Origin of the sequence: Mesorhizobium denitrificans (assembly GCF_003403035.1) — a bacterium.
In the GTDB taxonomy this organism is placed as follows: Bacteria; Pseudomonadota; Alphaproteobacteria; order Rhizobiales; family Rhizobiaceae; genus Mesorhizobium_G; species Mesorhizobium_G denitrificans.
In genome coordinates this window covers 102,535-116,192 of the sequence record NZ_QURN01000015.1, presented here as the reverse complement: position 1 = coordinate 116,192, position 13,658 = coordinate 102,535, and the positions used below count along the sequence as shown (strand labels likewise).

At 58.4% G+C, this 13,658-nt stretch carries 13 protein-coding genes, 1 tRNA gene and 1 pseudogene; 12 read left to right on the top strand and 3 right to left on the bottom strand.

What is annotated here, in order from left to right:
* The 9 genes and pseudogenes from DY251_RS17800 to DY251_RS21985 form a co-directional block, all read left to right on the top strand.
* The coding region (locus tag DY251_RS17800) for a hypothetical protein (RefSeq protein ID WP_210210082.1) at window positions 1–322 on the top strand (322 nt) is incomplete at its 5' end.
* Window positions 319–540, top strand: coding sequence for a hypothetical protein (locus DY251_RS17795; protein ID WP_116625240.1), 222 nt, complete (start codon window positions 319–321; stop codon window positions 538–540). The genes DY251_RS17800 and DY251_RS17795, both read left to right, overlap by 4 nt.
* Window positions 541–547: 7 nt before the next feature.
* Window positions 548–1,225, top strand: a complete 678-nt coding sequence (locus DY251_RS17790) for a hypothetical protein (protein ID WP_147307455.1) — start codon at window positions 548–550, stop codon at window positions 1,223–1,225.
* A 526-nt stretch (window positions 1,226–1,751) separates the two neighbouring features.
* Window positions 1,752–1,985 carry a helix-turn-helix domain-containing protein gene (locus DY251_RS17785; RefSeq protein WP_137113829.1) on the top strand — a complete coding sequence of 78 codons (234 nt, stop codon included), beginning with the start codon at window positions 1,752–1,754 and terminating at the stop codon, window positions 1,983–1,985.
* A gap of 101 nt (window positions 1,986–2,086) precedes the next feature.
* On the top strand, window positions 2,087–3,841 hold the full coding sequence (locus DY251_RS17780) for a tyrosine-type recombinase/integrase (protein WP_116625237.1): 1,755 nt from the start codon (window positions 2,087–2,089) through the stop codon (window positions 3,839–3,841).
* A complete protein-coding gene (locus tag DY251_RS17775; RefSeq protein WP_137113828.1) occupies window positions 3,838–4,986 on the top strand; it encodes a site-specific integrase in 1,149 nt (382 codons plus the stop codon). Before DY251_RS17780 ends, DY251_RS17775 begins: the two co-directional genes overlap by 4 nt.
* A gap of 78 nt (window positions 4,987–5,064) precedes the next feature.
* Window positions 5,065–5,271, top strand: a complete 207-nt coding sequence (locus DY251_RS21330; RefSeq protein WP_137113827.1) for a hypothetical protein — start codon at window positions 5,065–5,067, stop codon at window positions 5,269–5,271.
* Window positions 5,272–5,281: 10 nt separating this feature from the next.
* Complete coding sequence (locus DY251_RS17770; RefSeq protein ID WP_116625235.1) at window positions 5,282–5,518, top strand: hypothetical protein; 237 nt, start codon at window positions 5,282–5,284, stop codon at window positions 5,516–5,518.
* A gap of 6 nt (window positions 5,519–5,524) precedes the next feature.
* Window positions 5,525–6,586, top strand: a pseudogene (locus DY251_RS21985) (recombinase family protein); the annotation flags it as partial.
* 519 nt (window positions 6,587–7,105) lie between these two features.
* Here DY251_RS21985 and DY251_RS17750 read toward each other — a convergent pair.
* The 3 genes from DY251_RS17750 to DY251_RS17740 form a co-directional block, all read right to left on the bottom strand.
* Window positions 7,106–7,180, bottom strand: a tRNA-Glu gene (locus DY251_RS17750).
* A gap of 91 nt (window positions 7,181–7,271) precedes the next feature.
* Window positions 7,272–8,462 (bottom strand): D-Ala-D-Ala carboxypeptidase family metallohydrolase, encoded by a 1,191-nt coding sequence (locus DY251_RS17745; protein WP_245416023.1) that lies wholly within the window; start codon window positions 8,460–8,462, stop codon window positions 7,272–7,274.
* Window positions 8,463–8,711: 249 nt separating this feature from the next.
* Window positions 8,712–10,544: a PHA/PHB synthase family protein gene (locus DY251_RS17740; protein WP_116625232.1), complete on the bottom strand. Its 1,833-nt coding sequence runs from the start codon at window positions 10,542–10,544 to the stop codon at window positions 8,712–8,714.
* An 88-nt stretch (window positions 10,545–10,632) separates the two neighbouring features.
* Between DY251_RS17740 and DY251_RS17735 the strand changes: the two genes are divergently transcribed.
* The 3 genes from DY251_RS17735 (at window position 10,633) to DY251_RS17725 (ending at window position 13,624) form a co-directional block, all read left to right on the top strand.
* A complete protein-coding gene (locus DY251_RS17735) occupies window positions 10,633–10,980 on the top strand; it encodes a hypothetical protein (RefSeq protein ID WP_116625231.1) in 348 nt (115 codons plus the stop codon).
* Window positions 10,981–11,047: 67 nt separating this feature from the next.
* The gene (locus DY251_RS17730) at window positions 11,048–12,265 is read left to right on the top strand and encodes an LL-diaminopimelate aminotransferase (protein ID WP_116625267.1); all 1,218 of its coding nucleotides are present in this window, start codon (window positions 11,048–11,050) and stop codon (window positions 12,263–12,265) included.
* Between the two features lie 36 nt (window positions 12,266–12,301).
* Window positions 12,302–13,624: a homoserine dehydrogenase gene (locus DY251_RS17725; protein WP_116625230.1), complete on the top strand. Its 1,323-nt coding sequence runs from the start codon at window positions 12,302–12,304 to the stop codon at window positions 13,622–13,624.
* The last annotated feature ends 34 nt before the right edge of the window (window positions 13,625–13,658 follow it).

Genomic DNA, 13,658 nt, shown 5'->3' with positions numbered 1-13,658 from the left:
CCGCCGCTCACCGCTTTGGGGAAAGGTTCACATGGCTCAATTCTCAGTGGAAATTAGACGCCTACCCGGCTCACTTCTGGGTGGAAATCAACACCTGCTGCAACTGGCAGAGCAGAACACCTCTCACGACCTGGAGATTTTGCTGCGTGGCGAAACGCCGGTCGAGGACGCGAAGGTCGTCCAGCTTTATCTCGCAGCGGAGGACTACAAGCGGCTGAGGGCAACTCTGAAGAAGTATGGTGCCGTGGTGAGCGGCAACGGTCTGGCGAAGACGGAGATCGCGCTGATGGCGCTCATTGACAAGGTGGAGCCGGGTGCATGATCGAGAAACGACTGCTGAAAGGGGCCATGAGCGAGGAGACGAAACCAATGCGCGATACCAGCATGGCGAAACCGGCGCCTCATGCCGACGACGAGATCAATGCGAGCTTCCGCAAAATTCGAAGCGACCTTCGGGTCGTGCTCTGGATGATGGGCGCCAGCCTTGTCATGTCGATCATTTTGTTCATCGGCGTATTCTTCATGGGTATCCGCCTGTAGGGTGGAGATGAGAATACGGAACTGGCTGGTCAATAGGGGCATGCTTATCGTTCAGAAAAAGAAGACAATAACGAAGCTGGCGTCCGAGGATCAGACGCCGATCACCAAATCGAATGCAGATGCTTTGATGCAATTGATCGCAGACAAGATTGCAACAGCCCCCTTCCATTTCGAAGGTTTCGACTGGTGCGCTATGCCACAGGCCGACATGGCTGCCGAGTTGGGCTTCAGCGTGCCGACCCTTCAGCGGCTGCTACGCAAGAGTAGCAACATCGTACGAGAGCGGACACACGGGCCAGCGAAGGTTATGGTGGCTCTACTCCGCATCGGAGACCCGGGCCCGAAGACACCTCGGCATCTGGCAAATATCATGGCGAAGATTTGGAATTCCAAGTTCGGCTTCAGGCCCAGCGACGAGAACTTCGGTAAGCTGGTGGGTCTGGCAGAAGTCTGGCCGGATGGACGCCAGCTTGAAATTTTCAAGCTGGTTATCTCGAAAGAAGGTTGGCCCGAATTCATGTCAGGCGTGAAGGCCGAGATCATGGTGATGGAGGACGCCGGAAAGAAGGTCAAATTCCGGTTCTACAAGCGTCCCGTGATAGGCGTCATGAGACGGTTCGCAGCAGTCGCCGTTGAGTATTATGAGATGACCCAACAGGCCAATTGGAAGGGTTTGCCGTTCTAGAGCTCACAGCATGATCAAACACCCCTTCATATTCACAAAGTGAATATGTTTATTAAGGGGAACGCCTCTTTCCTTCCATCTTCTCTGACAGGACAAGAACATTTGATCACATGGAAGGAATGAGGGCATCGCAGTCGCTCGCTTCGCTCGCACCTCGACGCCAGTGGTTCCCAATCTTCCTATCCTCCTCGAAATATAGGGATATGGAAAAGAGATGTTTGATCATCGGGTATGAAAAGAGTACGTGCGAGGGGTACCGGACATGAGTGATCCCGCTTGGGTGTGCCTGACCAGGCGACATTCGTATCGAGCCCGACAGGGCTGTTCATCGACGGGTTGAGAACCCGGTCGTGGATGCCGGGTTGAACCGGCTGCAAAAATTCTTGTTCCCTTTTCGGAATTGATGCCGACTATCCCTGATCACGCGTGCCGCTGAATGCGCCGACACAGGTGATCCTTGAGCGATCCATCGCCGATCTCCCTGCGGCTGCCGTTCGATGCGGCCGACAACACACGGAGAACGACCATGCCGATCCGAATAGCCAGACCGAAGAACCTGCTCGACGTAGACACCGCCGAACCTTTTCCTGCTCCTGGCAATCCCACTGAACTTCTTTCGATCACGCAGGCTGCCGCCTTTGCCGGTGTCGCGCCGATCACGGTGCGCCGTTGGGTGAAGCAGCGCCTGCTGCCCGCCTATCGCGCCGGCCACCAGATCCGGATCGACAAGGCTGAACTCATCAAGTTCATGTCTCAGTAATTATCACCAATGATCATTGTTAATACCCAATATTACTTCAAGCAGGGTAATATTGACAGGGGTATTAACAAAAAATAACGTATGAATACGGATGGATAACAATGATCACGATTGTACGTAACAAGCGTCTGAAGCCCACCAAAGAAATCTCGACCCTGGGTGATCTCCATGCCTTCATTGGCAATTGCGAGCTTCCGAATACTCGGAGGGCAGAGATCAGGTCGGCGATCAAGCGGGCCGATGATCTCGTCGGGCACGGCGCGCTCGACCTCGCGGCCAACCCTGCCAAACTCCTTACTGCTCTTGAGCGGTATTCCCCGGCGATGGCAGGCATGTCGGTTGGCGGCTTTGCCAATCTCAAATCGCGTTTGCGCGCCGCCTTCAAGCTCGCCAGCCCTCACCTGATCTCGACCCGGACTGTTCGTCTGAAGGGAGAGTGGCTGAAGCTGAATGAACAGCTTGCGGAAAGGGAACAGCGCGATCTCTCGCGTTTCCTGCGTTTTGCATTTGCTGCCGGCTGGAAGCCTGGTGAGATCGGCGACGATCATGTCGAGCGCTTTGCCGTGCATCTTCGCGACGAAGCAATGATCGTGGCGTGTGATGAGGTCGTGCGCGAAACGATCCGCGCATGGAACCGCATGGTTTCCCAGATTCCGCAGACCAGTCTTCAGTCTTTGACGCCTCGCGCGCCGAAAAGGACATCATATTGGATCGATCCGGCCACATTGCCTGAGAGCATGCAGGCCGACATCAAGGCGTTTCTGGCCTATCTTTCCGAGCCCTCCATCTTCGCCAGCCGATCCCGCCAGCGCCTCAAGCCTGCCACCGTCGCGCAGTATCGCCACGGGATCGTGATGCTGATCTCGTCGCTGGTCGAAACCGGCGAGGATGTGGCGTCGATGACTTCCCTCCGTGAAGTGGTCACCGCCGAAAAAGTCGAGAAGGCGCTGTTCTACCTTCACAAGCGCTTCAACCAGCGGATCACCACCGGCATGATTTTGATGGCGGCGCGGGTGCGAAAGATTGCGGCCTGGGCCGACCTGCCCGAGGCCGAGTTCGCGGAACTCGACAAGCTGGTTGAACTCCTGGAAGAGGCGGCACCTCGCGAAAAGGGCCTGACCGCGAAGAACAAGGCGCTTCTCGACCGTCTCGACGATAGCCGGTTTCGCGACCTCGTATATCTCTTGCCGCATACGTTGATGGTGAAGGCTCGCAAGCACCGTCACCCCGGCTGGGGTGCTTGCTTCGCCCGAGCCGCGCTCGCCATCGAACTGCTCCTGACCTGCAGTATGCGGCGCGCAAACCTGATCAGCCTCGAACTGGAACGGAACATTCGCAAGATCGGTAGTGGCCGTGATGCCCATTGGATCATCGAGTTCGAGAAGGATGACGTTAAGAACGAGGAACCATTGCGCTATTCCCTTCCGCCCGAAACTGCCGAGCTGTTGGAGGAATATTTGCAGCACTGGCGTCCCGTCCTGTGCAGCGAAGCCACCTCCTGGCTGTTTCCGCTTCCCGATGGCAGCCGCATGGGCGAACGCAGTCTCTCTGAAGACATCAAGCGCAAGTCCGAAAAGGAATTGGGAGAGCCGGTGACACCGCACCAGTTTCGCCACATCAGCGCCGAGCTCTATCTGCGCGAGCACCCCGACAAACTGAGTGTGATCAGCAGCCATCTGGGTCATCGCGATCCCAACACGACCCGTACCTATTACGCACGCAAGAAGCAGCGCGAGGCGAGCCGCCTGTATCAGGAGCGCCTCGGTCTGGATCGTTCGCGCGCCGCGGAAAGGGTAGGCCAGCGCTCGCGGCGCAAGACAGGCGCGCATCGTCTTCGCAAGGGAGATATGCTGTGACGAAGCCCCTTTGCATGAAAGTCGAAAACTGGCCGGCTCTTGATCGTGAGCGTTGGGAAGCAGCAGAGAAAGCCGGGGCGTTTCTGCGGCATTCCGGTCTCGCGGCAAACTGGAGTTCGTCTCGCCGCCGCATCGCCGAACAGGCATATGGTCAGTGGCTGGCATGGCTTGATCGGGAGGGGCTGCTCAACGCGGAAATGCCGCCGCAGCATCGCGTCACGCCAGAGCGCCTGAACGCGTTCATCTCCGAACTTCAGGGTCGTCTCTCCTCCTATAGCGTCGCGATGATGGTGGGCGCGCTGAAACGCATGCTCGACGCAATTGCACCTGAGACAGATTGGTCGTGGCTCCGTCCGGCCTGCGCCAACCTGAAACGGATCGCGAGGCCCAGCCGCAACCGGCTGGCCCACATGGTTGAGCCGAAGCAGATCTTCGAGTTGGGGCTGTCGATGATGGAGGATGCTAAACGGGACCAGTCCGGGCATCCCATGCGTGTCGCCGCCCGCGCTCGTGACGGGTTGATGATCGCGATGCTGATCTGCTGTCCCATCAGAATGGCTAACCTGATTCAGATCGAGGTCGGCGTGCACCTGCTGCACGACGGAGATCGGTATCGTCTGCATTTTGGGGAGGACGAAACGAAGACCCGGAAGGAATTCGATGGTGATCTGCCACCGATCCTGACGCCTTATGTCGAATGGTATCTGCGGGAGCATCGGGCCATTTTGCTGGCGCTGGGTGAGGAACACTCCACACGCCGGCTCTGGATCGACCGCTGGGGCACGCCGATGTCCGAGCCGGCAATCCGCGCGCAGATCAAATTCCATACTGGGAACGCATTCGGTCGGAGCATCTGGCCGCACCTGTTCCGGGGGATTGCCGCCACAGGCGTTGTCGACGAGGCACCGGAACAGGTTGGCATCACGTCCGACCTTCTTGGCCACAGCAATTTCCAAACGACCGCCAAGCACTACGTCCTCGCAAGTGCCACGCGTGCGCATCAGCGTGTCCAAAGCTCATTCTTGCAGGCCCGGAAAGAAGCCCTCGAACGGCTTCGCAATCGGTCGACCGGCTCCGACAACATGGAGAGGCCGACCGTTCGCCACCGCATAAGGATCGTGCGCAAAGGCGGTAGTCATGGCTGACAAACAGTTGACATCAGCTGTGCAATTAATTGCAAATTTTAATGATCTGGTCTCCGGCATATCCGCTGGGCGGTTGATATGGCCGGCGATAGATCGCGCTTCCGTGTGCAGTCGGGCGCAGTCTTCGCACAGTCACAGGTCGGCCCGCGCCCTTTAACCTTCTGCCTTTACGGACATATTGCCGTCGTGAAGGCGACGACACGACGCCCGCTCAAGTCCATCGTGGATGCGCAGGCATACCAGTGGGTTGGTGTCCCTCTGGTTGTCAGGGCCTTCAGGCCGTAGACAATCGGAGATGGAGCATGGTCTTGGACAGGATGCCGGAAGGCCGCAGGCGCAGGAGGAAATCTCCGGCGCTGAGCCGCGCCTTCATGCCGCCCCATATCATTGCCGCCACACGCCAGACGGCTATGATGTTCTTACCGACATGTCCGAGAACCTGCCCGTTACCCACGAGGAGATCGCTCTGCTTCGCGCCTTCCTCTCCGCCGAAATCAGCGCCATCATCCATGGCGACAACGAAGCAGGATGATTTACCGTGACTGTCAACGCCGCCATCTACGTGCGCGTTTCCACCGCCCGACAGGCGGATGCCGATTTGTCATTGCCCGACCAGTTGGTTCAGTGCCGCCGCTATTGTGAGCAGCGCGGTTGGGAGGTGATTGAGGTGTTTACCGAGCCGGGCGCTTCGGCATTGGACGAAGACCGGCCGGTGTTCCAACAGATGATCGATAGGGCCAGGCAACCTGACCATCCGTTCGATCAGCTGGTCGTGCATTCGCTCAGCCGCTTTTCTCGCGACGCCCTGCATTCGGAGTTCTATGTCCGACAGTTGCGCAAGGCAGGCGTCGAACTCGTCTCGATCACCCAGGACCTCGGCCAGGATGCGAGCGGCGAGTTCATTCGCAAAGTCCTCAATGTCTTCGACGAACACCAATCCAGAGAGACAGCGAAACACGTCCACCGGTCAATGCTGGAAAACGCGCGGCAAGGCTTCTGGAACGGTTCGCGCCCGCCGTTCGGCTACGCCACGGAGATCAAGGAACGGCGTGGGCCCCGCGAAAAGAAGGTCCTGGTCATCAACGAAGAGGAAGCCGACACGATCAGGCTTCTGTTCAGGCTCGCCATTGGCGAGGACAACCGGCCGCTGGGCGTCAAGGCGATTGCGACGTACTTTAACGAACGGGGCATTACCCGGCGCGGACGTCGCTTCTCGACTGGCGGCGTCTATGACCTGCTTACTTCGACAACCTACTACGGCAAACATCACTTCAACCGCACCGACACCCGCAACGGCAGGCCGCGTCCGCCATCCGAATGGATTGAGTTTGAGGTGCCGGCCATTATCGACGAGCAGACCTTCAACACCGTTCAGGCCTTGCTTCAAAGCCGCAGCCCGAAGCGCGTAGCGCCCAGGATCGTCAACGGCCCGACACTGCTCGCCGGCGTTGCACGCTGCGGCTACTGCGGAGCAGGCCTCGTCCTCAATACAGGCAAGGGAGGAGCCTATCGGTATTATTGCTGCTCACGCAAAATGCGCGAGGGAGCGACTGCCTGCTCAGGCATGCGTATCCGCATGGACCGGCTCGACGAGATCGTGGTCGATGAGATTGCGGAGCGCGTCTTGGCGCCCGACCGGCTGGGCGGGTTGCTAGAAACCTTTACAAAGTCGAGCAGCGACCAAGTTGGGCAGATCAAGGACAGGCTGACGCAACTACGCCATTCCCATAAGAAAGCCGAGGCTGCGATCACGCGCCTGCTCGCTCTGGTGGAGAAGGGCGTGATGGACCCGGACGACCCGAACCTGCGGGAGCGCTTGGTTGGTCTGAAACTCCAGCGTGACGAACTGACGGCCGAGATCGCCGATCTGAGCAAGCGCGCCAGCAGCGGCGAGACATCGATAACCCCGGAGAAGATCGACAGGTTGTCGAATCTGCTACGGGATAAACTGCACAACGGCTCGCCCGAGTTGAAGCAAGCTTATGCTCGCCTTGTCGTTCAGCAGGTCACTGTAAGGGGAAAGGAAATTCGTATCAGAGGCTCGAAAGCCGTTCTGGCGCGGGCCGCATCGAACGGAGTTGGCAACAATCCGCCGGCAGTTCTCTCTTTTGTTCGAGGTTGGTACGCCCAAGGGGAATCGAACCCCTGTTACCGCCGTGAAAGGGCGGTGTCCTAACCGCTAGACGATGGGCGCGCTCAGGTGAAGCGCCTTATAGTCAGGTCATACCGTCTCGGCAACCCTTCAAACAGCATCAATCGATAAAAAATTGTGCGGTCTGTTTTCGTCACCGACGGCCACGGCAACGCCAGTTCCAGTCGCGCTCTGGACCCACGTCGATATGCACCGCATTCGTGTGGCAATAGGTGCCAACGCCGCCGCGCCCTTGCATCGAGCGCGCATAACTCGCCAGCTCGAATTTGCTTACGCCCGGCAAGATCACGTCCGCTGCGGCGCAATACATATGCTGCGAATTGCGCGCGCCACGGACGCTGCGGTTGTAGGTGGGGCTGCGATAGCCGGAGGTAATAACCGCGCGCTTGCCGAATCGCCGCTCGATGGTTTTCAGCACGCGCACAAGCGAGGGCTTCAAGCAGGCGACATCAACATTCTCGCGTTGCTTCAACAGGCCATTCGGCGCCAGTCGAGCCATTCCGGCAGCACTTGCCACCTCAAATCCGCCGTCAACGTCTTCGTGCACGTCCACATCGCTATCGTCGTCGATTCCCGATCGACGCTTGATTTCAAACAGCGCGCTTTGGCGAACGCCCGGCAGGCCGGTTCCCTCACCATCGTCAGAAAATGAGACTGCCGATGCTCGCATCGGCTTTTGGCTGGAAAGGTCCAGCGAGGCCAACTGAATTGAGCGATCTTTTTTCGTTGCGGTGGGCGCGGGGTTTTCCAAAATCTGCTTCGGTGCCGGATTTTCGAGAAACTGCGTTGGGGCAGGGGTCTGCTCCGCCAGCTCTGCCGTGGCTTTCACTGCGGGCGTTTGTTTGGCTTCTGCCGCTTTTGCAGGCTTGGCTCCGAAGAACGATGCCAAAAGGCCCTTCGGCTTGGCGGGCTCCACCGCAGCCTCGGCAGGGTTCGATTCCGCATCGATGGCCGCTACCTCTGCCTTTGCAGATTCGGGCTTTGCCGCCTCGACTGCTGTTTCTCCCGCTTTCGTCTCGGCGGGTGCAGCCTCGACACCCGCCGCATTCGGCGTTGTCATAGGCAGTGATGCCACTTGCTCGGGCAGTTGCGGGTCGCCCACCTCTTTCGTTTCGGCCATCGCGAGCGAATTGCTTGCCGCGGTCCCATCTGCTGAAACTTCCTCGACCGCCCCATCTTTCGGTGCTGTAGCGTTGAAGGCGGCGCCATTCGATTCAAGCGTGGAATCCAGCGTGGAAGCGCAGGATGAAATGAAGGCCGACGCCATCAGCGCGGCCATCAAGCGGCACAAAGGTCTGGCGCGTTGGCGCGTTGCTCCTTTCAACCGTATCCCCTTCTTCCAGATCGGAGGACCAGAGGTCCTATCCCCAAGAGACTATATGCGCCCTCGCACATGTCTCGCTAAACCATATGTATTTACCGGCTCAAAATGGACCGGCGCGTCCCGCAATGCTTCGGCGATTAGGCAACGAATGCGGCGAGAACTTGATTTGCACGCGAACATTTCGCCTTGTTTGACGCATCAGTCAACCTTGGCGAGCAATCTCGCACCGAAAACATCCCGATTTTCAGACTAAACCCTTACCCGAACATATGTACCGGGTGCTTCCGCAAGGCTTTTGAGCTTAGAGGCCGTCCTGCGCGCGGGCACGAGTTGCGAATCCTTGCTCTCGATCCATTTGTGCCAATGCGGCCACCATGATCCCGGTGTTTCTGTCGCATTCGCCACCCAGCTTTCAAACGTGCCTTCGGGCTTTCCGTCGGTCCAGTATTGATACTTCTTGAGGGAAGGAGGATTGACTACGCCCGCAATATGGCCAGACCCGGACATGACGTAATCCACGTCGCCGCCGAAATAGCGGCAGCCGAGAAACACTGACCTTGCTGGCGCGATATGGTCTTCCTTCGTAGCAAGGTTGTAGACCGGGATTTTGATGTCGCTGAGCTGAATATTGCGCCCGGCTATGGTCATGCGTCCTGCTGACATGTTGTTTTCGAGATAACAATTTCTCAAATAAAACGAGTGATTAGCTGCTGCCATTCGTGTGGAATCTGAATTCCAGTAAAGCAGGTCGAACGGCATCGGGTCTTTGCCGCGCATGTAGTTGTTGATGACATAGGGCCAGATCAGGTCGCCGGACCGCAGCATGTTGAACGCCATCGCCATCTTGGTTCCCTCAAGATAGCCGCGGTCAGTCATTGCCTTTTCCAGCGCCTGCACCTGCTCCTCATCCACAAACACTTTCAGGTCGCCCGCATAGGTGAAGTCCACCTGCGTGGTAAAAAAGGTCACTGACTGGATGCGGTTGTCGCCTTCCTGCGCCATCAAAGCCAGCCCGGCAGCGAGCAGCGTTCCGCCCACGCAATAGCCTATGGCATTGACCTCCGTCTCGCCGGTTTCCTGCTCAATCGTATCCAGCGCGAATTGAAGCCCTTCGCGGATGTAGGATTCCCAGTTCTTGCGGCCATGCCGTTCGTCGGGGTTTACCCAGGAAATCACGAAAACCGTGTGTCCCTGTTCCACCGCCCAGCGAATGAAGGATTTCTCCGGATTTAGGTCGAGAATATAGAACTTGTTGATCCACGGCGGGCAGATCAGCAGCGGTCGCTTGAGCACCTTGTCTGTCGTTGGCTCATACTGGATCACTTCGACCAGATCGCTTCGGGCAATCACCTTGCCTGGAGTAAGCGCAATGTTCTTGCCGATCTCGAATTTCGAATTGTCCGCCTGCCGCAGCTTGAGATCACCCTTTCCGGCCGCGATATCTTCGGCAAGCATCTTCATGCCGCGAACCAGATTCGAGCCGTTCGCCGCCACTGTCTCACGGAATAATTCCGGGTTGGTCAGAACGAAGTTGGACGGCGAGAGAGCATAGGCGATTTGCTTGACGTAAAAGCTGGCCTTGTGCCGCGTGTGTTCGTCCAGCCCGTCAGCGTGTTCCACCAGGTCGTTCGACCAGCGCGCCATCACCAGATAGGCTTGCTTGAGGAAATCGAAGAAAGCGTTTTTTCCCCATTCTTCATCCAGGAATCGCTTGTCGCCGCGTTCCGGCTTCACCACGTCCTCAACGCCTTCTACGCCGCTTACGCGGTGCGCCGCCGTCTGCCAGACGGTGATAAGTCCTGCGAAAAGTCGGGTCTGCGCCTCAAGGGCGCGGGAAGGGTCCGCAAGCCAATATTCGGTTAGCTTGGAGAATGTCTTGACCATATCCGCAACGGGTTCTGCGACGCTGTCATGCACATCGCCGTTTTCGCGCGGCGCAGCCCAGGCAGCCGCCGCCTTGCCCAGATTCTCCAGCGTGCGCGCCATATTGAGCGCGAACGTCTCCGGATCCCGGACAAGATATTGCTCAACGTCAGTCGCAACGGCAGCGTTAGTGGACACAGGATCGCTGGATTTGTTCATGTTTTGCGCTATTCCTCCCTGCGCTTTCTTGACATGTTATCATGGGAAGACTCTAAGGGTCCAACATCAATCAGGAGCCTGCGCAAAAATGACCGGCCCTTGGAAGTCCATCGCGTCGAATGGCGCACGCGCTGCCGTGATCGTCGCCATGCTTGCGACGGCGGCCTGCACGACGACGCCCGACGATCCTTCAAGCGGCGCGTCGAACACCGGCACCTATCCGAATCTCAACGTCAAGCCAGCCATCGCGACATCCCAGATTTCGCAGGAGGAGCGTGACGCTGCCGTCGCCTCGCTCAAGGGTGCATCCGCAGCGCAGGCAGCAGCGGGCAAGGGTGCCGGAACGACCGCCAGCGAAGCGCAATTGCGCCAGTTGGGTGCCACGCACAGCGACGAAACACTAAAAGAAATTTGTGCCCCTCGACCGACCTGTTGATGGGGTATATAGGCAGCGGACGGCCTGCCGGGCGCGCGGGCAAGCGACGTGAGTACGCGACATGGAAATGGAAGAATTTCATAAGGTCAGGCGGCTGCCACCCTACGTTTTCGAGCAGGTGAACAGGCTCAAGGCCAGCGCCCGTTCTCGCGGTGCCGATATCATCGATCTTGGCATGGGCAACCCCGATTTGCCGACTCCTGCTGCAATTGTCGAAAAGCTCGTCGAAGTCGTGCGCGATCCGCGCACCCATCGCTATTCCGCATCGCGGGGCATTCCCGGTCTGCGCCGCGCGCAGGCGGGTTATTATGCGCGCCGGTTCGGCGTGAAGCTTGATCCTGACACGCAGGTTGTCGCAACGCTCGGCTCCAAGGAAGGCTTTGCGAATATGGCGCAGGCCATCACCGCGCCGGGCGATGTGGTGCTGTGTCCGAACCCGACCTATCCGATTCACGCCTTCGGCTTCATCATGTCCGGCGGCGTCATTCGCTCGCTGCAGGTCGAGCCGAATGACCAGTTCATTCCGGCGCTGGAGCGTGGCGTGCGCCACTCCATTCCAAAGCCGCTCGCGCTCATTTTGAACTATCCGTCGAACCCGACCGCGATGGTAGCTTCGCTGGATTTTTACAAGGATGTCGTCGCCTTCGCGCGCAAGAATGACATCATCATCCTGTCGGACCTTGCCTATTCGGAAATCTATTTCGACGGCAATCCGCCGCCATCGGTGCTGCAGGTGCCGGGCGCGATGGATGTCACGGTGGAGTTCACCTCCATGTCGAAAACGTTTTCCATGCCGGGTTGGCGCATGGGCTTTGCCGTGGGCAATGAACGCCTCATCGCTGCGCTCACGCGCGTCAAATCCTATCTGGATTATGGTGCGTTTACGCCGATTCAGGTAGCTGCAACTTCCGCGCTGAATGGCGACGGCGGCGACATTGCCGAAATCCGCGAGGTCTATCACAAGCGCCGCGATGCGATGGTCGAGTCCTTTGGCCGTTCTGGCTGGGATATTCCGGCGCCGCCCGCGTCAATGTTTGCGTGGGCGCCCATCCCGGAGCAGTTCCGCCATCTCGGTTCGCTGGAGTTTTCCAAGCTGCTGATCGAGCATGCGGATGTTGCGGTGGCGCCGGGTGTCGGCTTTGGGGAGCATGGCGATGATTATGTGCGCCTTGCTTTCGTGGAAAATGAACATCGCATTCGCCAGGCGGCGCGCTCGATCAAGAAATTTCTTCAAGCGTCTGCCAAGCAACCAAACAACGTTGTGTCGCTCTCCGCGCGGCGCTGACGCATCCAAGTTTCATAGATACGAAGAGGACACGCCGTGGCTCGTGTTGCCAACGCATTGCATGTGGGAATAGCCGGGCTCGGCACGGTGGGCGCATCTGTCGTGCGCGTGCTTGCAACCAAGGCGGCGGAACTCACTCGCCAGTGCGGTCAGCCCATTATGGTCACTGCCGTTTCTGCGCGTGATCGTTCGCGTGATCGTGGCGTTGATCTTGGTTCGGCCAAATGGTTCGAAGATCCGATTGAACTCGCCAAATCCGCCGACATCGACGTTTTTGTCGAACTTATCGGCGGGGATGAAGGTGCTGCCCGCGCGGCCGTCACTGCGGCTCTTGAAAGCGGCAAGCATGTCGTAACCGCGAACAAGGCGCTGCTCGCGAAGCATGGTGTTGCGCTTGCCGAAATCGCTGAAGAAAAGGGCGTGCTGCTGAACTATGAAGCGGCGGTCGCCGGCGGCATACCTGTCATCAAGACTATGCGCGAGTCGATGGCGGGTAACACGGTCAGCCGCGTGTTCGGCATCCTCAACGGCACCTGCAACTATATTCTCACGCGCATGGAAGCCGAGGGCATTTCCTTCGAGGAATGCCTGAAGGATGCGCAGCGTCTTGGCTACGCCGAGGCAGACCCTACATTCGACATCGAGGGTAACGACACCGCGCACAAGCTGGCAATTCTCACCAGCCTTGCGTTTGGCTCGCGCATTGCTGCCGACGAAGTCTATATGGAAGGCATTTCGAACATCACGCAGGCGGATATTCGCGCCGCCGCTGATCTCGGCTATCGCATCAAGCTTCTGGGCGTTGCGCAGCAGACCGATAGCGGCATTGAGCAGCGCGTTCATCCCACGATGGTGCCGACGGCATCCGTCATCGCGCAGGTGCATGGCGTCACGAATGCGGTCGCAATCGAAACCGACATTCTTGGCGAATTGCTCCTGTCGGGACCGGGCGCGGGCGGTAACGCCACTGCGTCGGCTGTCGTTGGCGACATTGCCGACATCGCCAAGAGCCAGCCCGGCTTTCAGCACGGCCCCGTTTTCGGGCGCCCCGCGAAAAAGCTCACACCTTACAAGAAAGCTGAAATTCGCTCGCACGCGGGCGGCTATTTCATCCGCCTCACCGTGCATGACCGCCTCGGCGTCTTCGCAACCCTGGCCAAGCGCATGGCAGAAAACGAAATTTCGCTGGAATCCATCGTTCAGCAGGCGCATGGCGAGCCGAACGCCAAACAGAAGACGGTTATCCTCGTTACTCATGAGACAACCGAATCCTTGGTCCGCAAGGCCGTGGATGCCGTCACCAACGACGGCCTGTTGGTCGATAAGGCGCAGGTTATCCGCATTGAACGAGCGGAGTAGTTTCCTCAATCGATTCAATACGCTTGGCTGTCTT

Bases quoted from the DNA above. Each gene is read 5' to 3' on its own strand.
- DY251_RS17740 (WP_116625232.1), bottom strand. From the start codon at position 10,544: ATGAACAAATCCAGCGATCCTGTGTCCACTAACGCTGCCGTTGCGACT.
- DY251_RS17790 (WP_147307455.1), top strand. From the start codon at position 548: ATGAGAATACGGAACTGGCTGGTCAATAGGGGCATGCTTATCGTTCAG.
- DY251_RS17735 (WP_116625231.1), top strand. From the start codon at position 10,633: ATGACCGGCCCTTGGAAGTCCATCGCGTCGAATGGCGCACGCGCTGCC.
- DY251_RS17785 (WP_137113829.1), top strand. From the start codon at position 1,752: ATGCCGATCCGAATAGCCAGACCGAAGAACCTGCTCGACGTAGACACC.
- DY251_RS17780 (WP_116625237.1), top strand. From the start codon at position 2,087: ATGATCACGATTGTACGTAACAAGCGTCTGAAGCCCACCAAAGAAATC.
- DY251_RS21330 (WP_137113827.1), top strand. From the start codon at position 5,065: ATGGCCGGCGATAGATCGCGCTTCCGTGTGCAGTCGGGCGCAGTCTTC.
- DY251_RS17770 (WP_116625235.1), top strand. From the start codon at position 5,282: ATGGAGCATGGTCTTGGACAGGATGCCGGAAGGCCGCAGGCGCAGGAG.
- DY251_RS17795 (WP_116625240.1), top strand. From the start codon at position 319: ATGATCGAGAAACGACTGCTGAAAGGGGCCATGAGCGAGGAGACGAAA.
- DY251_RS17730 (WP_116625267.1), top strand. From the start codon at position 11,048: ATGGAAGAATTTCATAAGGTCAGGCGGCTGCCACCCTACGTTTTCGAG.